24 protein-coding genes are annotated in these 25,315 nt (G+C 30.2%); 9 read left to right on the plus strand and 15 right to left on the minus strand.

Annotated features, from left to right (window positions below; genetic code table 11):
• Positions 1 to 404 precede the first annotated feature (404 nt).
• From ACSHW5_RS11305 to ACSHW5_RS11320, 4 genes are all read right to left on the minus strand, one after another.
• Positions 405 to 893: a Spy/CpxP family protein refolding chaperone gene (locus ACSHW5_RS11305; protein WP_435676244.1), complete on the minus strand. Its 489-nt coding sequence runs from the start codon at positions 891 to 893 to the stop codon at positions 405 to 407.
• A gap of 5 nt (positions 894 to 898) precedes the next feature.
• Positions 899 to 1,222, minus strand: coding sequence for a hypothetical protein (locus tag ACSHW5_RS11310; protein ID WP_435676245.1), 324 nt, complete (start codon positions 1,220 to 1,222; stop codon positions 899 to 901).
• 146 nt (positions 1,223 to 1,368) lie between these two features.
• On the minus strand, positions 1,369 to 1,950 hold the full coding sequence (locus ACSHW5_RS11315) for an RNA polymerase sigma factor (RefSeq protein ID WP_435676246.1): 582 nt from the start codon (positions 1,948 to 1,950) through the stop codon (positions 1,369 to 1,371).
• Positions 1,951 to 2,031: 81 nt separating this feature from the next.
• A complete protein-coding gene (locus tag ACSHW5_RS11320; protein ID WP_435676247.1) occupies positions 2,032 to 2,862 on the minus strand; it encodes a mechanosensitive ion channel family protein in 831 nt (276 codons plus the stop codon).
• Positions 2,863 to 3,009: 147 nt separating this feature from the next.
• Between ACSHW5_RS11320 and ACSHW5_RS11325 the strand changes: the two genes are divergently transcribed.
• The 5 genes from ACSHW5_RS11325 (at position 3,010) to lipA (ending at position 7,275) form a co-directional block, all read left to right on the plus strand.
• Positions 3,010 to 3,213, plus strand: a complete 204-nt coding sequence (locus tag ACSHW5_RS11325) for a membrane or secreted protein (protein WP_435676248.1) — start codon at positions 3,010 to 3,012, stop codon at positions 3,211 to 3,213.
• A 15-nt stretch (positions 3,214 to 3,228) separates the two neighbouring features.
• Complete coding sequence (locus ACSHW5_RS11330; protein WP_435676249.1) at positions 3,229 to 4,332, plus strand: glycosyltransferase; 1,104 nt, start codon at positions 3,229 to 3,231, stop codon at positions 4,330 to 4,332.
• The gene (locus ACSHW5_RS11335; protein ID WP_435676250.1) at positions 4,323 to 4,886 is read left to right on the plus strand and encodes an RNA polymerase sigma factor; all 564 of its coding nucleotides are present in this window, start codon (positions 4,323 to 4,325) and stop codon (positions 4,884 to 4,886) included. The genes ACSHW5_RS11330 and ACSHW5_RS11335 overlap by 10 nt, the downstream gene beginning before the upstream one ends.
• Positions 4,887 to 4,889: 3 nt before the next feature.
• Positions 4,890 to 6,110 (plus strand): Nramp family divalent metal transporter, encoded by a 1,221-nt coding sequence (locus ACSHW5_RS11340; protein WP_435676251.1) that lies wholly within the window; start codon positions 4,890 to 4,892, stop codon positions 6,108 to 6,110.
• Between the two features lie 295 nt (positions 6,111 to 6,405).
• Positions 6,406 to 7,275, plus strand: coding sequence for a lipoyl synthase (gene lipA / locus ACSHW5_RS11345; protein ID WP_435676252.1), 870 nt, complete (start codon positions 6,406 to 6,408; stop codon positions 7,273 to 7,275).
• Positions 7,276 to 7,628: 353 nt separating this feature from the next.
• Here lipA and ACSHW5_RS11350 read toward each other — a convergent pair whose 3' ends face one another.
• The 11 genes from ACSHW5_RS11350 to dnaB all read right to left on the minus strand — a co-directional run bounded on the left by ACSHW5_RS11350 (position 7,629) and on the right by dnaB (position 18,250).
• Positions 7,629 to 8,255: a hypothetical protein gene (locus ACSHW5_RS11350; RefSeq protein WP_435676253.1), complete on the minus strand. Its 627-nt coding sequence runs from the start codon at positions 8,253 to 8,255 to the stop codon at positions 7,629 to 7,631.
• 44 nt (positions 8,256 to 8,299) lie between these two features.
• Positions 8,300 to 8,692 (minus strand): hypothetical protein, encoded by a 393-nt coding sequence (locus ACSHW5_RS11355; protein ID WP_435676254.1) that lies wholly within the window; start codon positions 8,690 to 8,692, stop codon positions 8,300 to 8,302.
• A 42-nt stretch (positions 8,693 to 8,734) separates the two neighbouring features.
• Positions 8,735 to 10,093, minus strand: coding sequence for a pyridoxal-phosphate dependent enzyme (locus tag ACSHW5_RS11360; protein WP_435676255.1), 1,359 nt, complete (start codon positions 10,091 to 10,093; stop codon positions 8,735 to 8,737).
• Positions 10,094 to 10,418: 325 nt separating this feature from the next.
• On the minus strand, positions 10,419 to 11,654 hold the full coding sequence (locus ACSHW5_RS11365; RefSeq protein ID WP_435676256.1) for an ABC transporter permease: 1,236 nt from the start codon (positions 11,652 to 11,654) through the stop codon (positions 10,419 to 10,421).
• Positions 11,655 to 11,933: 279 nt separating this feature from the next.
• Positions 11,934 to 12,347 carry a hypothetical protein gene (locus ACSHW5_RS11370; protein ID WP_435676257.1) on the minus strand — a complete coding sequence of 138 codons (414 nt, stop codon included), beginning with the start codon at positions 12,345 to 12,347 and terminating at the stop codon, positions 11,934 to 11,936.
• A 141-nt stretch (positions 12,348 to 12,488) separates the two neighbouring features.
• Positions 12,489 to 13,622 (minus strand): N-acetyl-alpha-D-glucosaminyl L-malate synthase BshA, encoded by a 1,134-nt coding sequence (bshA, locus tag ACSHW5_RS11375; RefSeq protein ID WP_435676258.1) that lies wholly within the window; start codon positions 13,620 to 13,622, stop codon positions 12,489 to 12,491.
• 176 nt (positions 13,623 to 13,798) lie between these two features.
• Positions 13,799 to 14,644 carry a transketolase gene (locus tag ACSHW5_RS11380; protein WP_435676259.1) on the minus strand — a complete coding sequence of 282 codons (846 nt, stop codon included), beginning with the start codon at positions 14,642 to 14,644 and terminating at the stop codon, positions 13,799 to 13,801.
• Between the two features lie 131 nt (positions 14,645 to 14,775).
• Positions 14,776 to 15,960 carry an asparagine synthetase B gene (locus tag ACSHW5_RS11385; protein WP_435676280.1) on the minus strand — a complete coding sequence of 395 codons (1,185 nt, stop codon included), beginning with the start codon at positions 15,958 to 15,960 and terminating at the stop codon, positions 14,776 to 14,778.
• A gap of 80 nt (positions 15,961 to 16,040) precedes the next feature.
• The gene (locus tag ACSHW5_RS11390; RefSeq protein WP_435676260.1) at positions 16,041 to 16,349 is read right to left on the minus strand and encodes a type II toxin-antitoxin system RelE/ParE family toxin; all 309 of its coding nucleotides are present in this window, start codon (positions 16,347 to 16,349) and stop codon (positions 16,041 to 16,043) included.
• 3 nt (positions 16,350 to 16,352) lie between these two features.
• Complete coding sequence (locus ACSHW5_RS11395) at positions 16,353 to 16,577, minus strand: hypothetical protein (protein ID WP_435676261.1); 225 nt, start codon at positions 16,575 to 16,577, stop codon at positions 16,353 to 16,355.
• A 152-nt stretch (positions 16,578 to 16,729) separates the two neighbouring features.
• A complete protein-coding gene (gene dnaB / locus ACSHW5_RS11400) occupies positions 16,730 to 18,250 on the minus strand; it encodes a replicative DNA helicase (RefSeq protein ID WP_435676262.1) in 1,521 nt (506 codons plus the stop codon).
• A gap of 213 nt (positions 18,251 to 18,463) precedes the next feature.
• On the opposite strand from dnaB, the gene ACSHW5_RS11405 reads away from it, so the two are divergent.
• The 4 genes from ACSHW5_RS11405 to ACSHW5_RS11420 all read left to right on the plus strand — a co-directional run bounded on the left by ACSHW5_RS11405 (position 18,464) and on the right by ACSHW5_RS11420 (position 25,067).
• Complete coding sequence (locus tag ACSHW5_RS11405; RefSeq protein ID WP_435676263.1) at positions 18,464 to 19,552, plus strand: DUF3810 domain-containing protein; 1,089 nt, start codon at positions 18,464 to 18,466, stop codon at positions 19,550 to 19,552.
• Between the two features lie 142 nt (positions 19,553 to 19,694).
• On the plus strand, positions 19,695 to 22,649 hold the full coding sequence (locus ACSHW5_RS11410) for an amidohydrolase family protein (RefSeq protein WP_435676264.1): 2,955 nt from the start codon (positions 19,695 to 19,697) through the stop codon (positions 22,647 to 22,649).
• Positions 22,650 to 22,667: 18 nt separating this feature from the next.
• A complete protein-coding gene (locus ACSHW5_RS11415) occupies positions 22,668 to 23,969 on the plus strand; it encodes an amidohydrolase family protein (protein ID WP_435676265.1) in 1,302 nt (433 codons plus the stop codon).
• 306 nt (positions 23,970 to 24,275) lie between these two features.
• A complete protein-coding gene (locus ACSHW5_RS11420; protein WP_435676266.1) occupies positions 24,276 to 25,067 on the plus strand; it encodes a TrmH family RNA methyltransferase in 792 nt (263 codons plus the stop codon).
• The last annotated feature ends 248 nt before the right edge of the window (positions 25,068 to 25,315 follow it).

Here is a 25,315-nt window from a genome sequence, read left to right on the forward strand (position 1 = left end):
AACGTAAAACACTTAAATACAACCAACTATAATTAGTTGTTTTAATCAAAAATTATTAGAAAAAACCAATTCAAAATAAGAGGAAGTAGAAATTTATGGTTTCTATTATTATTGTACAAACATATTCGATTTGAAAACTACCAATTTTTTAAGCCTTATTTTCTTAACTGCTTTCAGAATTGTATGTTATAATGAAAGAAGAAAACAAAAAATTGATCTGCTATTTATAGCACTATAAGTCATAAAAAAGACCTAAATGAATCTGTAAATATTGACACTGAAAACCCAATAATTGTAAAAGAACTTCTTAAGGAATTTCATAAAACATATTAGAAACTAAAAAACAACAAAAAAAATCCAAAGCCTTTTTACTTTGGATTTTTTCTTATTCACTATCTATAATATTATCTAGGAGGAGGAGGCATTCCTTCATTTTCCGGAGGTGGCATTCTTCCACCATTTGGTGGTCTTCCTTCTCCGCCTTTTACAGCTTCTTTAATTATTTTATCAAATTTTTTGGCCTGTTCTGTAGTACATAATGTTCTTACTTTAGAAAAGAACGTAAATACTTCTACATCTTTTTTTGCTTCTAAAATTCCAATATTGGTTGTTATAGAATCTAGATTAAAATTTTCCTTTTGAAAAGAATTGAATAAAACATCTTTATTTTCTCTAATGCTTTCATCTAAATCATGCATAAACCCTCTGTGAACAATATCTAAATCATTAAATTGCTCTTTCTGAGCATCAGAAAAATTTAATTGTTCTGATAAGAAATTTTTTTTCAGATTATTTCTTTGATTTTCATGTGGTCTTTTTACTAACATAAAAATTAATACTCCATTTAACAGGATAAGTAAGAGTAAAAAAACAGGAAGTAATTTTGATTTCATATCTTTTAATTTAATATTGAATTGCTCTCAGATTGTAAAGCATAATCTTTCGCAAATGCCTCTATACCCGAAAGTGCACTAGAAGTATCTGTGGAATTATGAAACGCATAAAAAATTGTTCCAACGTTTAACAACAAAATTACGCTTAATGTTGCCAATTGCAGTTGCGGTGTAAACCAAGAAAAAACAGTTTGTTTCTCTTCTTTTTCCGCATACATTTTTTGCAATACTTTATGTTTAAAAAAGTGATTCACTTCTACTTTTTCAATGGTATTTAATGCATTAAAAGTAGTTTCAACTTCTTTGTTTATGTAGTCTTTACTTTTCATATTTATTTGTTCTTAAATCCTTTACTTTGTATTTAGATGCTAATAATTATAAAAACTTGCGAAGTCTTTGGCTTTTTCTGCATAAAATATTTGGATAAAATTACTAATTTATTGAAATGCTTCATTTATCAATCTAATTAAAAGCATCAAGAGCTTTCATTTCTATAAAATTTTTCTAATTTTTCTTGTAATGCCTTCTTTGCCCTAAACATTAAAGACTCTACAGATGATAAGCTTTTACCAGTAATTTCAACAATTTCTTGATAGCTTTTATCATCAATCTTTGCCAAGGTAAAAATAACTCTTTGGCTTTCTGGCAATGTATTTATTGCCTTAAAAATAATGTTAGATTTTTCTTGATTTTCTAACAAAATTCCAGGGTGATTTACTTCTGTAAAATAACTGGTTTTATCCATCGGAATGTCATTACCCATAATAGTTTGCATAAATGCAAATCTCTTTTTAGTATTCTTTTTTCTAATAAATTCTAAGCACTTATTTGTTGCAATTTTATAAATCCAAGTAGATAATTTAGAATTTCCTTTAAACTTGTTTATCGACTTAAAAACTTCTAAAAAAACTTCTTGTGCCACATCTTCTGCATCTTCTCTATTAGGAATAAAAGAAATACAGGTGCCAAAAACTTTCTGCTGATATTCATCTAAAAGTAGACTAAAAGCAGCTTGTTTTCCAGCTTGTAATTGTGTTATAAAAGTTTCTTCGTTCAAAAGGTAGATTAATAAAAAGTAAACATACAAAAAAAGACTGCTTCTTAAAACAGTCTTTTCTAATTATTATGTATATAAAAATTATTTTGTCATAGTAACAACACGCTGTGGTAAAGGAGCTTCATAACCTGCACTTCCTAATGCCTCAACAATTTCTTGTCTTGTGTCCCAATACACATCCCAATAATTTTCGCAATTTGTGTATGGTAAAGCCAATAACTCAACACTATTTTGTCCTAAATTATTTACGGCAACTCTTGGAGCCGCTGCTCCTTCTTGTAACACATTTTTATCTTTTTTAAGAACATCTAAAACAATTTGTTTTGCTTTCGCAATATCAGAACCATATCTAATTGCAAAAGGCATATCTATACGTAAATTTCCTATTTTAGTTAAATTGGTAATTTTATTAGAAGTTATAGCAGAATTGGGTATAATTTCTGTTTCATTTTGAAACGTTTCTATAACCGTTACAAATACAGAAATTTCTTTTACAAAACCAAAAGCGCCATTTGTTTTAATTAAATCTCCTACTTTAAATGGCTTAAAAATAAGCAACATAATTCCGGATGCAATATGCCCCAAAGAACCATTAAATGCAGCACCAATTGCTAAACCAACACCCGCTAACAAAGCAGCAAAAGAAGCCATAGGCAAACCAACAATTCCTGCAATAGAAATTATTAGTAATAATTTTAAAATAAAACCAATAGTTGTTAATAAAAATGGTTGTAAAGTTTCATCTAGTTTTGTTTTTTCAAACGCTTTAGAAATTCCTTTCATAATCATTCTAATAATCCAAAGACCAACAATTAAAGCGGCAATAGCCCCAATAAGTTGTAATCCCCAATCTCCTAATCCAGAAGAAATTGAGCTGTAAAAGTTTTGCAAAGATTCTGATATTGTATTCATAGTTAAATATTAAAATTAGTTTTTAAATTTGACACTTTATTCTTTAAAAAGTCACATGAAATAATAAAAAAATCACACTTAAATATTCCCTATAGTTTTTTTAGTACAGAATAAGAATATGTATCTTTGTACTATAATTACTATTTTATGAAATTATTACTGCTTACTTTAGGAATGTTAGCTATTGCTGTTGCTGGAATAGCTATTAAAATTTGGGCAAAAAAAGATGGTAAATTTGCCGGTACTTGTGCAAGCCAAAACCCAATGCTTAATAAAACAGGAGAATCTTGTGGTTTTTGCGGAAAAACTCCAGACCAATTTGATTCTTGTGCAGAACCAGAACATAACTAATTCTCTTTTTTTTAAATGATTTTATCTGTACTCCTCTACTCCTTTGTAGTATTTACAGTCATTCAGATTGCTTATTATATTTGTTTTTCAACTTTTTTATTTCATCGTAAAAAAGAAAATAAAGAAACTATAAAAGTACCTGTTTCTGTAGTAATTTGCGCCAAAAACGAAATTGAGAATCTTCAAAAAATTCTACCTTCACTTATTAACCAAGAATATGATGATTTTGAAATTCTTTTAATAAATGACGCTTCTTCTGAAGAAACTTCAGAAATGATGCAATTATTGGAAAAAAAATATGAGAAGCTTAAAATAATTAATGTTGAAAACATTGAAGCATTTTGGGGAAATAAAAAATATGCGCTAACTTTAGGTATTAAGGCCGCAAAATATAATCATTTACTTTTTATAGATGCAGATTGCAAACCGGTTTCTAAACATTGGATAGCAGAAATGAGTCAAAATTTCTCTAAAGAAAAAACCATAGTTATTGGATATGGAAAATATATAAAAGTAAATTCATTGGTAAATCTTTTTGTAAGATTTGAGAATTTATTAACAGCAATTCAATATTTTAGTTATGCAAAAATGGGGTCTCCATTTATGGCTACTAGTAGAAATTTAAGCTATCACAGAAATGAATTTTTTAAGGTAAGTGGCTTTATAAATCACATGCATATAAAATCTGGTGCTGATGAATTTTTTATTCAAGACGCTGCAAATAAGCAAAATACAGAAATAGCTACCACAGAAAATAGTTTTACCATTTCTGAAACTCCACCCTCTTTTAAAGAGTTGTTTCATAAAAAAAGGCTACAATTAACTAGAAGGAAACACTACAAGTTAAAACATAAATTCTTTTTAAGATTGTTTTTGGTTTCTAAAATATTCTTTTACCTTTTGGCAACGGTGTTATTTTTCTTCTATCCTTGGAAAATTAAGTTACCAATAGTACTAACGTATTATCTTGTGCAATTCATTGTAATAGGTTTTTCTGCTAAGAAATTACAAGAACCACAGGTTACTTATTTTTTACCTTTTTTAGAAATTGGACTGCTGATATTTCAACTTTCGATATTTATCACTAATTTGTCGTCTAAACCGACTCATTGGAAATAAGCGATAAAAAACTTGATGTATACATTTCAAAAGCCAAAAACGGAAATCAATCTGCTTTTAGGTTTTTGTTAGATACCTTTTGGTCTGATGTTTATAATTATCAGTTAAAAAGAACCAAAAGCGAAAATGATGCCGAAGATATTACCATACAAACATTTTCTAAAGCTTTTGATAAAATAGATACCTACGATGAAAAATACGTTTTTAAAACATGGTTAATTGCCATTTCTAAAAATGTTCATATAGATTTACTACGCAAAAAAAAGATTTCTATAGCTACTGATACTACAAAAGAACAAGAAGAAAAAGCCTATTTGGTGGTAGACGAAAGTCCTACACCAGAAGATAAAATTATTACAGAACAAAATTTAGCAAAACTATTAAGGGATATTAAACAATTAAAACCAAAATACCAAGAAGTAATTCAGTTACGTTACTTTCAAGAATTGAGTTATAAAGAGATTTCAACTCATATTAATGAACCTATGAACAACGTAAAAGTAAAATTATTACGTGCCAAAAAACTGTTAGCCGAGATCATTAAGAAGACCTAAATTATGAAAAAATCATTTTTACAATCTTTAGGTCCGGGCTTATTATTTGCAGGAGCAGCAATTGGTGTTTCGCATTTAGTACAATCTACAAGAGCTGGCGCAGAATTTGGTTTTGGCTTAATTTGGGCATTGCTTTTAGTGCATTTATTTAAATACCCTTTCTTTCAATATGGTCCACGTTATGCAGCTGCAACCGGAGAAACGCTATTAGATGGTTACAAAAAATTAGGCAAAGGTGTTTTAATTGCATATTACATTCTTAATTTTGCAACCATGTTTACCATTCAAGCAGCTGTTACCATTGTTACAGCAGGTTTGGCTTCACAACTTTTCGGATTTACCAATGATTTGGTGTTATGGTCTACATTAATAATGTTTATCAGTTTTATTTTTTTAGTTCTTGGTAAATACAAATTGTTAGACAATGTAATGAAATACATCATTGTTATTTTAGCAATTAGTACCCTTATAGCTGTAAATGTTGCTTTGTTTAAGACAAAAGACACTTTTGATGTTACTCAGATTATTCCATTTGGCACAGTAGAACTTACTTTTTTAATTGCTTTTTTAGGTTGGTTGCCCGCGCCATTAGATGTTTCTATTTGGCACTCTATTTGGTCTGTAGAAAAAGATAAAACCAACATTGTAAAAACAAAAAGAAAAGATGCTATTTTCGACTTTAACGTAGGCTATATTGGCACCTTATTTTTAGGTATTTGTTTTGTGTTGTTAGGTGCACTAGTAATGTATAAATCAGGAGAAACATTTTCTAATAAAGCAGGTATTTTTGCTTCGCAATTATTAGACTTATACACCAAAAACTTAGGAGATTTTTCTTATATATTTATTGCTGTTGCAGCTTTTACAACCATGTTTAGCACTACTATTACCACGTTAGATGCTTCTCCTAGAGCAATGAATAGAACCACAAAATTATTATTAAATAAAGAACTAAAATATGGCTATTGGTTTTGGATTCTTTTCTTATTTGCGGGTACTTTTTTAATTTTAAAATTTTATATGGACAATATGGGCTTGTTAGTAAAAATAGCTACTATTTTATCTTTTTTAACAGCGCCATTTTATGCAATTTTAAACTACAAATTAATTACCGGTAAACATACGCCCAAAGAACATCAGCCAGGAATTTATTTACGCATTTTAAGTATTGTGGGCATTGTGTTTTTAATAGGATTTAGTGTTTGGTTTTTAATGAGTTTGTAAATATTTATGTTTCTTTATAACAAATAAACGAATATGACAACAATATTAAGGAAACAAAACAGGTCTAAAAAAAACAAGTATACATTAAAGTTGTCTCTGATTATTGCTATCATTTTCTACATAATTTTTAAAGCTATTTTTTCTGATTGGGAACATTTTAAAGCCGGTATCACTGGTAATTTTTAAAAAATAGTCAAACTCTTTTTATTTCCTTAAAAACTGTGTAATACTTCAATTTTTAACCCTCCTTTTTTATTTTTTCCTTTGTATCTTTGTTTTTCAAATTCAATAGAAAATGGCAATAGAATCTGTAATACTTCCAGAAAGACCTAAAAAACCAAAATGGTTACGTGTAAAATTACCTGTGGGTAAAAAATATACAGAACTTAGGGGTTTGGTAGACAAATATAAATTAAACACCATTTGTACAAGCGGAAGCTGCCCAAATATGGGCGAATGTTGGGGAGAAGGAACTGCAACCTTTATGATTCTTGGAAACATTTGTACGCGTTCTTGTGGTTTTTGTGGTGTTAAAACCGGAAGACCAGAAACTGTGGAATGGGATGAACCTGAAAAAGTGGCTCGTTCTATAAAACTAATGAGCATTAAACACGCCGTAATTACCTCTGTAGATAGAGACGATTTAAAAGATGGTGGTTCTATTATCTGGGCAGAAACGGTAGATGCTATTAGAAGAACAAATCCAAACACTACTTTAGAAACATTAATACCAGATTTTCAAGGAAACACAAAACAATTAGATAGAGTTATTGAAGTGCATCCAGAAGTAGTTTCTCATAATATGGAAACGGTAAGAAGATTAACACGTGAAGTTAGAATTCAAGCTAAATATGATAGAAGCTTAGGTGTTTTAAAATACCTAAAAGAAAACGGAATGAGAACCAAAACGGGTTTAATGTTAGGTTTAGGTGAAACTGAAGAAGAAGTAATACAAACAATGAAAGATTTACGCGCGGTAAATTGCGATATTATTACCATTGGGCAGTATTTACAACCTACTAAAAAACATTTACCTGTAAAGGAGTTTATAACTCCAGATCAATTTAAAAAATACGAAACTTTAGGATTAGAAATGGGCTTTATGTATGTAGAAAGTGGCGCTTTAGTGCGTTCTTCTTACAAAGCACATAAACACGCGGTTTAAAAAACGTCACTTAATATCTTGCGTAAAAAATATTAAATGTGGCTTCTACTTTATAAAAACACTAAAGATTCTCTAACGAGAATCTTTTTTTATTTTACTCATTTCAAACTATTAATAGCAAAAAATAATAGCCGCTTTACAAAACTCATTGTAAAATAAGAGTTATTTGTTAAAGTTATCTAAAAATTAAATTCAAGGTATTTTATGGCACACAGATTGCAAAGTACAACTTGAAGACAGCGTAGTTAACTGTCTTTCATAAAAACAGATTAGTTACCTGTTTTCATTGTTTAAATTAGTTAGTTTAGTTGATAAAACCATCTCTCTCGAGATGGTTTTTTTTGTATGCTAAATTATGGTTGTTTTAAATATGTATATACAATTTCTATTTTATCAACAATGGGTATATAAGGCGGATTTGGAAGTTGAAGTTGTCTTTTTAAAAGACGATTTAACCAACGGTTATTTTCTAAAACTACTTCGGAAAATAATTGAGGAAAGATAGCATTACCAAACCCCCAATCTGGTTCAATTAATATGATATAGATGCCTTCGAAATAATTGGTGAAATCAATATTTTCTCCTACTCTTAGACGGAATTCACTTTTATAAGAAATTTCGGCTTTTTTTTTGTTTACTTGAAATAAATTAAAAGAATGGTCATTCAATAATGCGCTAGATTGCCTATTTTGTGAAGTGTTTATTTTTACCTTAAAAAACTCATGATCCAAGCCTTGTATATTAGGATAGTCTGCATAATATTTTAAAAAGTCCTTCGGCAAGGATTCTTTATTCCAAAATATGTTAATATTGATTTCTGAAATGTTCTTATTTAACCATTCCTTAGAACTAATCTTGAAAAATGTCCCTATTTCAGGAATTGGCCCAAATGGCGTAAAAGGCATCCTATTATCAACCTCACCATCACTATTCGATAATTCATATTTTAAAATATTATTCGTTCTGTAATGAGGTTTCATTCTTTTTTTGAAATTAAATACACGCTGTTATTGTAAACAGTTTTTTATTCCATTTGTTTTTTCCGATTCATAAATTCATTCAGTTTTTGTTTAATTAACTTAGACTCTTCATAAGTAACTCTTAATTTATTTAGAGGGAATGAAAATTCTTGATTTTGGTCATTCACTTCAAGAGTGGTTTTATTTATGTTGTAATTCAGAGATTTAATTTCGATAATAATTTGTTCAATATCGATTTTATTCCGAATTATCAGAATTATTCTTTTTTTGGTCAGAATTAGAGAATCGTTTTTTTTCCTTGTCAGGAAATACAAAGCAGAAATAATAGAAACCATATTACTAAAAATAGTTTCAAAGAAAGACTGTTCAGATTTCTTTTCCAACAATATCATTCCAGATTCAGTTTTCAAAATATTTTTGATTTCTTTTTTCGTCATTTTTCGTTTACGCAATTGTTTACACCATCTTTTAAAACAAATTTACATAGCAGAAATAATATCATATTTTGTAATAATATGATAATTTCCATTTTCTAAATCAACCAAAACAGCCTGATTCTCTTTGGTTATCAATTTAGAAATTACATCTAATTTTGTCGATTTTTTTACAATCGGATATGCTTTACCCATAATATTTTTTATAGGAGTGTCTGCTAAATTTTTATCTGCAATAAAATTATGTAATAAAATAGATTCATCAATAGAACCTACAAAACCATGCACATCTTTTATGGGTATTTGAGATATTTTAAACTCTTTCATTCTCTCTATAGCGTGCGAAACCAATTCTTCAGTTTGGGCTGCCACTAATGGCTTTTCATCATGATTTTTAATTAAATCTGCCGCCGTTTTTATATCTTCTTCTAAAAAACCTCGTTCACGCATCCAATCATCGTTAAACATTTTACCCACATATCTGCTTCCATGATCATGAAATAAAACCACTACAACATCATCTTTTGTAAAATGTTTTTTTAATTGCAACAAACCTTTTATGGCAGAACCTGCAGAATTTCCAACAAAAATTCCTTCTTCTTTCGCAATTTTTCTAGTATACACAGCCGCATCTTTATCCGTAACTTTTGTAAAGCCATCAATTAAAGAAAAGTCTACATTTTTAGGTAAAATATCTTCACCAATTCCCTCTGTGATATACGGATAAATTTCATTCTCATCAAAAATACCCGTTTCATGATATTTTTTAAAAACAGATCCGTAGGTATCAATTCCCCAAATTTTAATATTCGGATTTTTCTCTTTCAAAAATTTCCCCACTCCAGAAATGGTTCCACCTGTTCCTACACCCACCACAAAATGCGTAATTTTCCCTGCTGTTTGTTCCCAAATTTCTGGGCCAGTTTGCTCATAATGTGCAATAGAATTACTCGGATTATCATACTGATTTACATACCAAGAATTGGGCGTTTCTTTTCCCAAACGTTTCGAAACCGAATAATAAGAACGCGCATCTTCAGGATCTACATTGGTAGGACACACAATTACTTCTGCACCAACGGCACGTAAAATGTCCATTTTTTCTTTAGATTGCTTGTCCGAAATTACAAAAATACATTTGTAACCTTTTACAATTGCTGCCAATGCCAAACCCATTCCTGTGTTTCCAGAAGTTCCTTCAATAATGGTTCCGCCGGGTTTTAAGCGCCCATCTGCTTCTGCATCTTCAATCATTTTTAAGGCCATTCTATCCTTTACAGAGTTTCCTGGATTAAAGGTTTCTACTTTGGCTAATACCAAAGCATCAACATCTTTAGTAACAGCATTTAATTGTACTAAAGGTGTGTTACCTATGGTTTCAAGTATATTTTTTGCGTATTTCATTCGGTAAATTTCTTAGGTAAATATAAAATAATTTTAGGGCGTTACCTAAAGGTCGCGCTTTCATTACTCGCTTTTAACACTTTAAAAAAAGTGTTAAAGAGCTCAAACACGCCATTCAATCGCTAACGCAGAACATTTACTAGCTTTTAGATATTGCTATTTGCCCATAGCACATTTGCGTTAGCGATTGAAGTGGCATCCTTTTTTGAGGAACGAAAAAAAGATATAACGGAAAGCGCGACCTTTAGGTAACGCCCAAAACCTTATAAAATAACCAAGGTAATTTTAGATAATTTCACCAATAAAACACTAAAAGCTGTTGTTGCTACGCAAACTTTATAGACGTTGCCGGATTTATTTTTGTAATAATATACGAAGGTAAAATCAGCATTAAAAAGCACATTATTAACGTACCTAAATTTAAGAATATAATTGCTTTTAAAGAAATATAAACAGGCATCACAGAAACATAATAAGTTTCTGGATTTAAAGTAATTACACCAAAATAATGTTGTATAAAAATAATAGACAAACCAATAATATTACCCCAGAAAAGTCCTTTTAAAATAAGGTAAGAAGCATTGTATAAAAATATTTTTCTGATGCTAGCATTGCAACTTCCTAAGGCTTTTAAAATACCAATCATTTGCACGCGTTCTAAAATTAAAACAAGCAAAGCTGTAATCATATTTATGCCCGCAACTAAAATCATAATTGCAATAATAAACCACACGTTGTTATCAAAAAGTTGAATCCATTCAAACACGGTTTCATAACTTTGTTTTATTGTTTTGCTGTTTAAAGTAGCACCAATTTTGCTGTTAATTTCTTTTCCTTTTGTATCTATTTCATCAAAATTATTTAGTAAAACCTCAAAACCACCCACTTCATTTTCGGTCCATTTATTTAAGTTCTGCACTTCTCTAATATCGCCAATCATCATATTTTTATCAAACTGAGCAAAACCAGAATTGTAAACGCCCGTTATAATATATTTTCTATTTGAGGGTAATTTGCTATTTACAGTTTTTAAAAAAGTAGCTAAAATAGTATCGTTTACTTTTAATGCTAACCTATTTAAAATTGTTTTAGAAAGCAATACTTCTCTACTTCTGGGTTTATTAAAATCTGGCACTTTTCCTTCTACTAGATATTCTTTAAAAAACGTCCAATCGTAATCTGTAGAAACTCCTTTAAAAATAATGCCTTCAAAATCTGTATTGGTTCTTAAAATACCTGCTTTATTTGCAAAAACTTGTACGTTTTTTATACCGGCAATCGTTTTGAATTCTGGATAAAATTCTTGTGTTTTAGAAATTGGCGTTGTAGAAACATCTGAATTGTTATTGTCGTAATTTACTATTTGCACGTGCCCTTTAAACCCCGCCATTTTATCACGAATTTTATACTGTAAACCGGCGCCAGTTGCCACGGCAATAAGCATAATAATAATTCCCAACGCTATTGCTGTAATTGCAATTTTTATAATGGGCGATGAAATACTATTTTTATACTTTTTGCCGGTAATAATTCGTTTTGCTATAAATAACTCGTAATTCAAATTATGATCAATTTTAAACCTTTCAAAAGTACATATTTATTCTTATTTCTATTGCCCAATTTGCAGCAGATTTCTAAGGCTTTAAAAAGCAACCATTCAATATTCTAAAATAAAAGTGTAGGAAAAAGAACTACTAAAATTAGCACACAAAAACAGCTTAATTTTTAAATGTATGCCAAAATAATTATGCCATATTTAGAAAATACTATTAGCTCTTAATTTTATTATTATTTTTTCATTCATTAATTTTAGACCAATAGTACAACCGTTTTTAATCCTTTATAAATGTTGTTTTAGATTATTTAACATTTTCATTCTTTTGAGTGAAAATGTTTTTGAGTTTTCATTTATAAAGTGAATTATTGTAATTCCTTTTTTAATGATTTTGGTTTTTTTAAAGTTCTCCCCAAAATCTACTATTTCCGTTTTTATAACAATTTCATAGATTAGTTCAGATAATTTTTCAGCGTGAGATTCGTGCATTTTTGAAATATGTTCTATAAAATCAGAATTCTCCATTTTAGCTATTTCTACTAATGAAAAATCAAATTCACTTTTCAAAGCTTCATTAATTTCTCCAATTTCACTTTTAGCGTTATTTGAATTAATGCCACTAATTTTCTCAATTAAGCTATTTAAAAGCAAAATTAATTTTTGAATTTCTCGTTTTATAAAATCTTTTTCAACTTCCATTTATCATTTCTAAGACTTAGTTAAACAATGCTCTACAACTATTTTATTAGCAATATAAAACTCAGTATGTAAACAATAAACATTTACGCCTTGGCATCCTTTATTTATAAAGAAAATAGCAACTTCAATAAAAACAAAAATTTAACTGAATGTTTTATAGCAAGATTTATAAATCTCTTCATAAACAGGTAAAATATTTTCTAAAGAAAAACGCTTGGTATGTTCTCTGGCATTGTTTTTAAATGTTTCTAACGTTTTATCATCTTTTAAAATAGAAATGGCATTTTTTGCCATGTCTTGTACATCGCCTAAATTACTTAAGTAACCAGTAATTCCATGAATATTTACTTCTGGTAAACCACCTGTATTTGTAGATATTACAGCTGTTCTAGCCGCCATTGCTTCTAAGGCAGCCAAACCAAAACTTTCTGTTTGAGAAGGCAATAAAAACACATCTGTATAACATAAAACCTTGGCAACTTCAGAGCTGTTACCTAAGAATAAAACTTCTTCAGAAATCTTTAATTTATTGACTAAATTTTCTGCTTTTACTCTTTCTGGGCCTTCACCAACCAATAATAATTTAGATGGAATTTTTTTCTGAACTTCATAAAAAATCTTAATTACATCTTCTACTCTTTTTACTGGCCTAAAATTACTAATATGCGTTAAAACACGTTCATGAGGTTTTGCAATTGCAATTCTATTACATTTTTGATGATGGGCTTTATCATACTTTGCCACATCTATAAAATTATAAATTACTTTAATATCTTTTTTAATAGTAAAAAGTCTGTTTGTAGTTGCTTTTAAATCGTTAGAAACTGCAGTAACTACATCAGAATTATTAATACTAAACTCTACCGCTGTTTTATACGTAGGATGACTACCAACAAGTGTAATATCTGTGCCATGTAAAGTAGTTACCACTTTTACAGAAAGTCCTTTTTCTTTTAGCATTTGTTTTGCCATATAAGCAGCATAGGCATGTGGTATGGCATAATGTACATGTAAAACTTCTAATTCATGTTTTTGTACAACTTCTACCATTTTACTAGACAACGCCAGCTCATAAGGTTGGTATTGAAACAAGGGATATTCTTCAATTAAAACTTGATGAAAATGTAATTTATGGGAAATAAAATCTAAACGAACAGGCTGATTGTAGGTAATAAAATGTACTTCATGACCTTTATCTGCCAATGCCATTCCTAATTCTGTAGCTACAACGCCACTTCCACCAAATGTTGGATAACAAACAATTCCTATCTTCATATAAATATTGAAAAATTAAATGATTTAAAATTAAAAGATTAACAAACTTATCCCTTTAGTTGTAAATATACCTTTATTCTTACAGTTAAATTCAAAATAAATTTATAAAAAAAGAGCTTTTCTTTTTTAATGAAAAGCTCTTTAATATTTTATTTATTGAATCTTTTAATTCAATCTTAGTAATCTCCTAAAGTTGCAGGATTTTGTGCCAATGCATTTTCTAATTGCTCATCACTAGGTGCTTTACCATGCCAAGCATGTGTATGCATCATAAAATCTACGCCATTCCCCATTTCTGTATACAATAAAATACAAACTGGTTTTCCTTTTCCTGTTAATGCTTTTGCTTCAGCCAAACCTGCTAAGATAGCATCAATATCATTTCCTTTTTTTACTTCTAAAACGTCCCAACCAAAAGCTTCAAATTTAGCTTTAATGCTTCCCATTGGTAAAACTTCATCCGTAGAACCATCAATTTGTTTTCCGTTTAAATCGATAGTTGCAATTAAATTATCTACTTTTTTTGCTGATGCATACATAATTGCTTCCCAGTTCTGACCTTCTTGCAATTCACCATCACCATGTAAAGTGTATACTATTTTATCGTCTCCATTTAACTTTTTAGCTTGTGCAGCTCCTAAACCAACAGACATTCCTTGACCTAAAGAACCAGAAGCAATTCTAACGCCAGGTAAACCTTCATGTGTTGTTGGATGACCTTGTAAACGAGAATCTAACAATCTAAACGTAGCTAATTCTTCAACTGGAAAAAAGCCGCTATGCGCTAAAACACTGTAAAAAACAGGAGAAATATGACCGTTTGATAAAAAGAACAAATCTTCATTTTTTCCATCCATCGCAAAATCTGTAGAGTACTCCATTACTTCTTGATATAAACAAGTAATAAACTCTGCACATCCTAAAGAACCTCCAGGGTGACCAGAATTAACTTTATGAACCATTCTTAATATATCTCTACGAACTTGTTGCGTAAAATCTTGTAATTGTTGTGTTGTAGGCATTTTATTGTTTTAATTTGATGGCAAAAGTAATTTTTTTAATAACAAGAAGCAAGATTATTTATAAGCAAAAATTAGGGTTATTAACAATTACAATAAGAATTCTATTTTCTGGCGTTCTGAATAACAATTATTTATGTTTTCTGCTTCTTTTTCTTAGCCGCCGGAAACAATACATTATTTAAAATTAAACGATAACCGGGTGAAGTTGGATGCAAATCTAATTCTGTTTTTGGGTCTCCAACTCTGTGTGTATAATCTTCCGGATCATGACCTCCATAAAACGTAAACATTCCTTTACCTTTAGTTCCATGTATATAACGTGCTTCTCTATTGGTTTTATTTTCTCCTAAAACCAATACATTGGTTTTTACAGTATTTCTATCAAAAGAAGTGGTTTGCCCCATAAAACCTTTTACTAATGTTGTATGATTTTGCGTTAACATTGTTGGCACAGGATCCCATTTTGCAGAAAAATCTACCAATGAGAAGTAATCTGATGTTTTTGGAATTCTACGTTTACTTGTCATATCAATGGTAGAAAACTCATACGTGGTTGGATTTCTAATAAGCTCAAAATCTTTAAACGCTAAGGTTTTATTATAATTTATTTTAGCTTGATAGCCTGCTTCTGAAGCATCACCATCAAACATGGCTTCTGCAATATCTACGCCTTCGGCAGACAAAGAAATATCAAAACTATCGGTTGCAGAACACATAGCAAACATAAAACCACCACCAATTACATAGTCTCTAATTTTTTTTGCAACAGCTAATTTTTCTTGAGAAACTTTGGTAAAACCTAACTCTTTTGCTTGTTTTTCAGCATTTTTCTTTGCTTCTATATACCAAGGTGCGGTTCTAAATGCACCGTAAAAACGCCCGTATTGACCCGTAAAATCTTCATGATGTAAATGCAACCATTCATAAATAAGCAGTTTGTCTTCTAAAACTTCTTTGTCGTAAACTACATCAAAAGGAATTTCTGCGTAAGTTAACACCATGGTTACCGCATCATCCCAAGGCATTTTATCTTTAGGAGAATAGACCGCAATTTTTGGTGCTTTTTCTAAAGTTACAGCATCTTGATTAGAAGATGGTGAAGAAATTTCTTGTAAAATAAGTTGTGATTTTGCATCAGATATTACTTGATAGGAAACACCGCGAATTTTACATTCGTTTTCTACAATTTTATTGTTTTCTATGAGAAATGCACCTCCATCATAATTTAACAACCACTTCGATTTTAAACCAGCTTCTAATGAAAAATATACAATTCCGTAGGCTTTTAAATGGTTTTTCTGATTGTCATGACTCATAGGTATATAAATAAAAGATGCCCAAATTGAGTTTGAAATTAAGAGAAAGGTTAAGATTGTTATAAGTTTTTTCAAATTTATTATCTATTTTGAATATTGGTTTTATCCGGATTTTGTCTAGTATCAAAAACATCCGTAATCAATAAACCTTCTTTAATAGGTTTATAAATTATTTTATAATTTCCATTTACTAAATATCTATGATTCTGATTTAATTTCTTTAGAACTTTTTCTTCTGAACCAGAAAAAGGGTGTTTAAGAAGTTGTTTTGTAGTTGAAAAAATATCTTTTTTGATTTTATTTGCTATTATAATTGATACATTTTCTTTGTGATAAAAATGAATATCTTTTATCATTCTTATTGCGAAATCAGACCAAATTACTTTCATAATTTACCAGTTTTCACTATCCTTTTCTAACTCTTCTTGAGTTTTATAATTACCTTTTAAATAATCGCTATTCGATTCTTCTGCTCTTAAAATTAACTCATCTTCTGTAAAGACCGGGAATTCTTCTTTTAACTCTAAAACAGCATTTTCTATTTTCTTAAAAAGTTTTTCATCCTTTAGAGATATTAGATATTCTATTATACTCAATTTCCTTGCTTGTAAACTCATAAACAATTGTTTAATTTCAAAGTTACAAAAATTAAAAGTTACATAATTCTCAATTTAGGTAACTTCTATTTTTTGAAATAATTAAAAACCAAAATACACAATTACCGTGAAGCAATTGTGTATTTCTATAATTTTATATATTTTTTAAGAGTTTAAAACGGCATATCATCATCATCACTTCCAAAAGCATCTTTAGGATCTACGCCTCCTTGACCAGAGAATGGATCTTCCGGAAAATCTGCATTCATAGAAGATTGGAATTCTGAACTAAATCCTTCTTCTAAATCAGAGAACTTTGCTAAATGTCCGGTAAATTTCAAACGAATGTTATCCAAACCACCATTTCTGTGTTTTGCTACAATAAATTCACCTTGTCCTTCACATGGCGTATGATCATCATCATCCCATTCCGTCATTCCGTAATATTCTGGTCTAAAAATGAACGATACAATATCTGCATCTTGTTCAATAGCACCAGATTCACGTAAATCTGACAATAAAGGTCTTTTAGATCCACCACGAGTTTCAACAGCACGCGATAATTGAGACAATGCAATTACCGGTACAGATAATTCTTTTGCCAATGCTTTTAAATTTCTAGAAATCATAGAGATTTCTTGTTCACGGTTTCCTCCTGCTTTCCCTCCTGCTGTCATTAATTGCAAATAATCAATTACAATTATTTTAACATTGTGTTGCGATACTAATCTTCGTGCTTTTGCACGTAAATCAAAAACAGAAAGAGACGGTGTATCATCAATAAAAATAGGTGCATCAGACAAACGTTTTACTTTTACATTTAATTGCTCCCATTCATGAGGCTCTAAATTACCTTTTCTTAATTTTTCTGATGTTAAGCCTGTTTCCGAAGAAATCATACGCGTAATTAACTGAACAGAAGACATCTCTAAAGAAAACACTGCAACACCATGACCAAAATCTATGGCCATATTTTTTGCCATAGAAATTACAAAAGCCGTTTTTCCCATACCAGGACGTGCTGCAATAATTACTAAATCTGAAGGTTGCCAACCAGATGTTAAGGCATCTAATTTGGTAAAACCTGTTTCCAAACCAGACATTCCTTCTTGATTTCCTATTTCTTGAATTTTCTGTAATGCTTGTTTTACAAGCGATCCTGCATCTTCAGAACTTTTCTTTAAATTTCCTTGGGTAACTTCAAAAAGTTTTGCTTCGGCATCATCTAATAACTCAAAAACATCTGAACTTTCATCATAGGCATTTTCTATAATTTCACTTGATATTGAAATTAATCTTCTTTGTATAAATTTTTGTAAAATTATTCTAGCATGAAACTCAATATGTGCAGAAGAAGCAACTTTTTGAGTTAAACGAATTAGAAAGAAATCTCCACCCACAAATTCTAACTTTCCTTTCTTTTTTAACAGGTTAGATACTGTTAAAATGTCAATAGGTTCAGAATTTTGGAACAATTCGTATATAGCCGCATAAATTTCTTCGTGTTTAGAATCATAAAAAGCATCTGCGCTTAATACGTCTATTACATCGTCAATTCCTTTTTTATCAATCATCATTGCGCCCAGAACAGCTTCTTCTAACTCTACTGCCTGCGGCGGAATCTTCCCTTTCTCAAGATTTATGATTCTTGATTTATCTACCTTTTTACCTACTATAGGACTCGTCTTTTCCATGGCTACAAATGTACTTTTTTAGTCTGAATGCTCTTTCTAAATTACAACTTTAATTTGTAAACAATATTGCAAATTAAATTGTTATTATCTTGTTAATAACCAGTCAACTTCCAAAATGAAATGTTATTTTTACCAATAAAATGGGAATTTTCAAAATGAATTCTCATTTTTTTTGAAGGAAAAAAAAGCATACTATTTAAAACAGAACCATTCTTGAAGCTACATAAAAGACATCTTATTTTAACCATTTTCTTACCAATACAAATGCTATTGATGAAATTGGTTGCAAAAAATCCTGCCTTTATAGAACAGTATTATTCAAACGGAATTTACCCATACATAGCTTCTTTTTTTAGAATTACCTTAGGTTGGATTCCTTTTTCTGTTGGTGACCTTTTAATTGCCTTTGCAATTTTTGCTTTTATTCGTTTTATATATAGGTTGATAAAAACAAGATTTAAAAATTTCTTTCCTAAAATTATTCATTTTACAGCAATATTATCTCTTATTTACTTTTGCTTTTATCTTTTTTGGGGATTGAATTATTACAGAGAACCTTTAGCCAAAAACCTCAACTATCAACAAAAAAAATATACCACAGCACAACTTAAGAAAGTAACAAATCATATTATAGAGAAGTTAAATGAGTATCAATTTAAAATTACAAAAAACGACACTTTAAAAGTAGAGAATCCGTGTCATCAAAAAGAAATGTACCAATTGGCTGTTGCGGGTTATGATAATTTATCTGAAGACTTTCCTCAATTAAAATATGTACATAGCTCTGTTAAAAGTTCTTTAATGAGTTTGTTGCAAACCTATAACGGTACGGCTGGTTATCTAAATCCTTTAACGGGTGAAGCACAAGTAAATGATAGAATTCCTAAAACAAGTTATCCTACCACAACTTGCCATGAAATGGCACATCAAATTGGTTTTGCCGCTGAAAACGAAGCTAATTTTGTGGGTTTTTTAGCTGCTAATTATAATGAAGATATTTATTTTAAATATGCCAGTTATAGAATGGCTTTTTCGTATTGTATTTCTGAGCTCAGAAAAAGAGACAGACCTCTTTCAAGAGAACTTTGGGAAAATGTAAACAAAGGTATTGTTAAAGATTTTGACGCCAGCTATGCCTTTTGGCAAAACTACTCAAACCCTTTTGAACCTATTTTAAAAAAAGGATATAACGCTTATTTAAAAGCAAATAAACAAGATAAAGGTGTAGCATCTTATAATTATGTTGTGGATTTATTTATTAGTTATTTTGAGAGTGAGAGCAAGACTAAGATAACTCAATAAATATTTTTTTTGTGATTTAACCTTACTTGAATACCTTATCATTCTCTTAAATTTATGTTAAAATAACTTCTTTTAACGTTTTACAAAATCCTTCTAATTAAATTTAAAACTTATTTATCACAAAAACTAAATCAAAACTTTAATGAGAAAATTACTTTTATTTCTCTCCTTTTTGCTGACAATTTCTATCTATTCACAAGATTATTTTCCAACAAATACAGGAGTTAAAACAACAACAAACAAAATAATAGCTTTAAAAAATGCTACTATTTATGTAACTCCACAAAAAATCTTAAAAAAAGGAACTTTACTAGTCAAAGACGGTAAAATAGTTGCCGTTGGCAAATCAGTTGCTATTCCTGCAGGAACAAAAACCATCGATTTAAACGGAAAAACAATCTATCCTTCTTTTATTGATATCTATGCAGATTTTGGAATTGAAAAACCAAAAAGAAACCCAGCTGATAGACGGAGTGGAAAACCACAATATGATGCCAGCAGAAAAGGCTTTTATTGGAACGATCATATTAGACCTGAAACGGAAGCAACCACCTCTTTTAAATTTGATGATAAAAAAGCAAAAGAACTTTTAAAGGCTGGTTTTGGTGTTGTAAACACACATTTACAAGACGGAATTGTGCGTGGAAACGGCATGTTAGTGGCATTAAACCCAAATTCTTCTAACGCTTACAGAATTTTAGAAAACAAATCTGCTCAATATTTATCATTTAGCAAAAGTGCCTTATCTAAACAAGCGTATCCAACATCTAAAATGGGTGCAATGGCTTTATTACGTCAAATGTATTTAGATGCAAAATGGTATGCTGATGGAAATACAAAAAATAAAGACCAATCTTTAGAAGCCTTAAATAATAACAAAAACTTATTACAAATTTTTGAAACTAGTAATAATTTAGATCTTTTAAGAGCAGATAAAGTAGGCGACGAATTTGGTATACAATACACAATACTTGGTGCTGGCGATGAATATGAAAGAATAGAAGACATAAAAAAAACAAATGCAAACCTTATTATTCCGGTAAATTTTAAAGCCGCTTTTGATGTTAGCAATCCGCTATTAACAAAACAAATTGCATTAAGCGATTTACGTAAATGGAATCAAGAACCTTCAAATTTAAGTGTTTTGGCAAAAAACGGAATTCATTTTGCGCTTACAACACACTCTTTAAAAAAGCTTGAAGATTTTCAAAAAAACATACAAAAAGCCATTACGTATGGTTTTAATGCTACAAAAGCATTAGAAGCCTTAACAACAACACCTGCACAAATATTAGGTAAAACAAATATTGGGAACTTAAATGAAGGCAGTTATGCCAATTTTATCATTACTTCTGGTGCTATTTTTGACAAGGAAACTGTACTGTATGAAAATTGGGTGCAAGGAGAAAAAAATTTAATTACTGATATGACGCTAAAAAATCTCGAAGGAGAATATATGTTATATGTAAACAAGATAAATTATATTCTTACCATTTCTGGAAAAGGTGCTAAACAAAAAGGCGAAATAAAAATAGGCGATAAAAAAATTAAGTCCACTTTTGTTTATAAAAATAATTGGATTCACATTACTATTAATAATGAAAATGATTTTACACGTTTAACTGGTCAAGTTATAAATGCCTCTAATCTAATGCAAGGCACTGCTTATGATGAAGCCGGAAATGAAACCAGTTGGTCTGCTTCTAAACAAGTAAAAAAAGGTAAAAAGAAGAAAGAGGATACAAAGAAAGACGATGCCATGAATGTCTTACCTATTAGTTATCCTAATATAGGTTTTGGAAATTTTGTGCAACCCAAACAAGAAACTATTCTTATAAAAAACGCTACCATTTGGACAAGTGAAAATGAAGGTATTTTAGAACAAACAGACGTGCTTTTAAAAGATGGTAAAATTGCTGAAATAGGCAAAAATTTATCAGCAAGAAATGCCACAATAATAGACGGAACAGGCAAACATGTAACTGCCGGAATTATAGATGAACACTCTCATATTGCAACCTCTGCAGTAAATGAAGCTGGACATAATTCTACCGCAGAAGTAAGCATTGAAGATGTAATTGACCCAACAGATATTAATATCTACAGAAATTTAGCTGGTGGCGTAACTTCTATTCAAATTTTACATGGTTCTGCAAATCCTATTGGTGGGCGTTCTGCAATTATCAAACTAAAATGGGGAGAAAATGCTGAGAACATGTTGTATAAAAATTCTCCAAAATTTATAAAATTTGCTTTGGGAGAAAACGTAAAACAATCTAATTGGGGCGAAAATCAAACTATTCGTTTTCCGCAAACAAGAATGGGAACAGAACAAGTGTATGTAGATTATTTTACGCGTGCACAAGAATATGATGCGCTTAAAAAAAGCGGAAAACCATATAGAAAAGACAACGAATTAGAAACTTTGGCAGAAATTTTAAATAAAGAACGCTTTATTTCTTGTCATTCTTATGTGCAATCAGAAATAAATATGCTTATGAAAGTTGCAGAACAATTCAACTTTAACATCAACACATTTACACATATTTTAGAAGGGTATAAAGTTGCAGATAAAATGAAAAAACACGGAGTTGGCGCTTCTACTTTTTCAGATTGGTGGGCCTATAAATATGAAGTTTTAGACGCAATTCCGTACAACGCTGCAATTATGGCCAACCAAGGTATTACGGTTGCCATTAATTCAGATGATCCAGAAATGTCTCGTAGATTAAACCAAGAAGCTGCAAAAGCAATAAAATATGGCGGCATGTCTGAGCTAGAAGCTTGGAAAATGGTAACTATAAATCCTGCAAAATTATTGCATTTAGATGCACAAACTGGAAGTATCAAAATAGGAAAAGATGCAGACCTTGTACTTTGGAGCAATCATCCTTTATCCATTTATGCAAAAGCAGAAAAAACAATTATAGACGGAACTATTTATTTTGATTTAGCTGCCGATTTAGAAAAAAGAAAAGCCATTAAAAAAGAAAAAAGCACCTTATTAAAAATGATGTTTACAGAAAAATTGAAAGGCGGTAAAACTACCAAACCTACAAAAAAAATTAGCAGACATTTTCACTGTGATTCTGAGTAAAACCTAAAAAAATACAAGATGAAAAATAAATATTTATATACTTTAATCTGTTTCATATTCATTTTAGGAAACATAGCAGCACAACAAACACCTGCGCCAAACCAAACTACGGCTTTTTCTATTGAAGGTGCAACAGCGCATTTAGGCAACGGCAAAATAATAGAAAACTCGCTAATTATGTTTGCCAATGGTAAAATTACTTTTGTAGGTTCTGCCATGATGCGCATTGCTAGAATTGGCACGATTATCCAAGCATCGGGAAAACACATTTATCCAGGTTTTATTGCAGCAAATACTTCTTTAGGTTTGGTAGAAATTGATGCCGTTAGAGCTACCGATGATGAAGATGAAGTTGGCGCAATGAATCCGCATATTAGAAGTTTAATTGCCTACAATGCAGAAAGTAAAATAACAGAATCTATGAGGCCAAACGGAGTTTTTATGGGGCAAATTACGCCTCGCGGCGGAACCATATCTGGAACCTCTTCTATCATGCAATTTGATGCCTGGAATTGGGAAGATGCAGCACTAAAAATAGACGATGCCATTCATCTTAATTGGCCAAAGACTTATACAAGCGGACGTAAGTGGTTAGGAGAAGACACCACCTTAAAAGAAGATGAAAAATACATAAAAAATAGCACAAAAATAATCAACTATTTTACGGATGCTAAAGCATATTTAGCAAGCAATGCATCCATAAAAAACATTCCGTTTGAAGCTACTAAAGGATTGTTTAATGGGCAACAAAAGCTTTTTATTCATGTAAATGGCGAAAAAGGAATTACAGATGCTATAAAATCTTGTAAAGAATTAGGTATTAATAATATTGTTCTTGTACATGCAAAGGGTGCAGAAAATGTTTCAGAATTGCTTATAAAAAATAATATTTCTGTTATTATTGAACGTGCTCATAGACTGCCAGAAGGAGAAGATAACGATTATGATATGCCTTACAGAAACGCTAAAATATTACTAGACAAAGGTATTGTAGTTGGTTTAGGAATGCAAGGAGATATGGAAAGAATGAGTACTAGAAACTTACCTTTTTATGCAGGAACCTATGCTGCTTATGGCATTGATAAAGAAGAAGCTTTAAAGATGATTACCTTAAATACCGCAAAAATTTTAGGCATTAATAACTTAGTTGGTAGTTTAGAAGTTGGTAAAGATGCTACTTTGTTTATTTCTGAAGGTGATGCGTTAGATATGCGAGGTAATATTTTAACAGATGCTTTTATTCAAGGTAGAAAACTTAGTTTAGAAACTCATCAAACAACATTATGGAAAAGATATTCTAACAAGTACAAAACAAAATAATTTATTTTAATACAAAGCTTTCAGTTAGGGCTACATTTCTTTATCAGATTTTCGCCTTTAAAAAAAATTAAAAGACAAAAAATTATTCAGTTTAAAAAATTCTTAAACAGTACTAACTAATAGCAAAAAAGGCTCGCAAATTGCGAGCCTTCTCATTTAAAATCATTCAATTAAATTACTTTACTCTTTCATAGCAGCTTTTCCCTTAAAAATATTGCAAGAGTTTATAAATTAATTTCTTGAATACTACAAATATTATCTATTTTGATATAACTTCTATACCTACAATTAGGTATATTTGTTTTGATGAAAGAAATTACAAGTATCCACAATCAGTATATTAAAGACTTGCTTAAGCTGCAAGAAAAAGCACGCGAACGCAAAAAAAAAGGACTTTTTCTTATTGAAGGAAAACGTGAAATTTCTTTAGCCATCGCAGCAAATTATCAATTTGATACCGTATTGTTTTTACCGGAAATTATTTCTGAAAACGAAATTCTACACTTTTTTAATAGCAACATCAATAGAATTGTTATTTCAAAAGAAGTCTATCAAAAGTTAGCCTACAGAGGTTCTACAGAAGGCATTATAGCAGTAACAAAAAGCAAAGATTTCTCTTTAAAAAACATTACATTTAAAAACGAAAATCCTTTAATTTTAGTTGCCGAAGGCGTAGAAAAACCCGGTAACATAGGTGCACTTTTAAGAACTGCAGATGCTGCAAATATAGATGCTGTTTTTATAGCAAACCCTAAAAGCGATGTTTACAATACAAATATTATTAGATCTAGTGTAGGTTGTGTATTTACAAACCAAATTGCAATAGGCACTTCTGAAGAAATAATTGCTTTTTTACAAGAAAAGAATATCAATATTTTTGCTGCCACATTGCAAAATTCTAATGAATATCATAAAGAAAAATATACAAATGCTGCTGCCATTGTTGTGGGCACAGAAGCAACCGGGTTAACAGGTATTTGGAGAGAAGCCGCTACGCAAAACATAAACATACCAATGCAAGGCCAAATAGACTCTATGAATGTATCTGTTTCTGCGGCTATTATTTTGTTTGAAGCAAAAAGACAACGCGGGTTTTAATTCAATTTTTTAATTGTTTTTAAGAGGAAAAAAAGCATTTTCTATTACGGCATACTAAATCCGTTTTACAATTATTTATTCTAATTAAATACAACATTTTTAATTCTCTTGTTATTCATCACAATCAAAATAAAAAAAGATAGCATAAAAGGCAGAATGATAAAAATTTCACCATTACATGAACTTAAAATTCTGTTTCATAAAATTAGAAAATATAAAATAGTTTTTATGCGTTACTCCACCTACAA

It is taken from the genome of Polaribacter sp. (assembly GCF_051251875.1).
GTDB lineage: Bacteria > Bacteroidota > Bacteroidia > Flavobacteriales > Flavobacteriaceae > Polaribacter.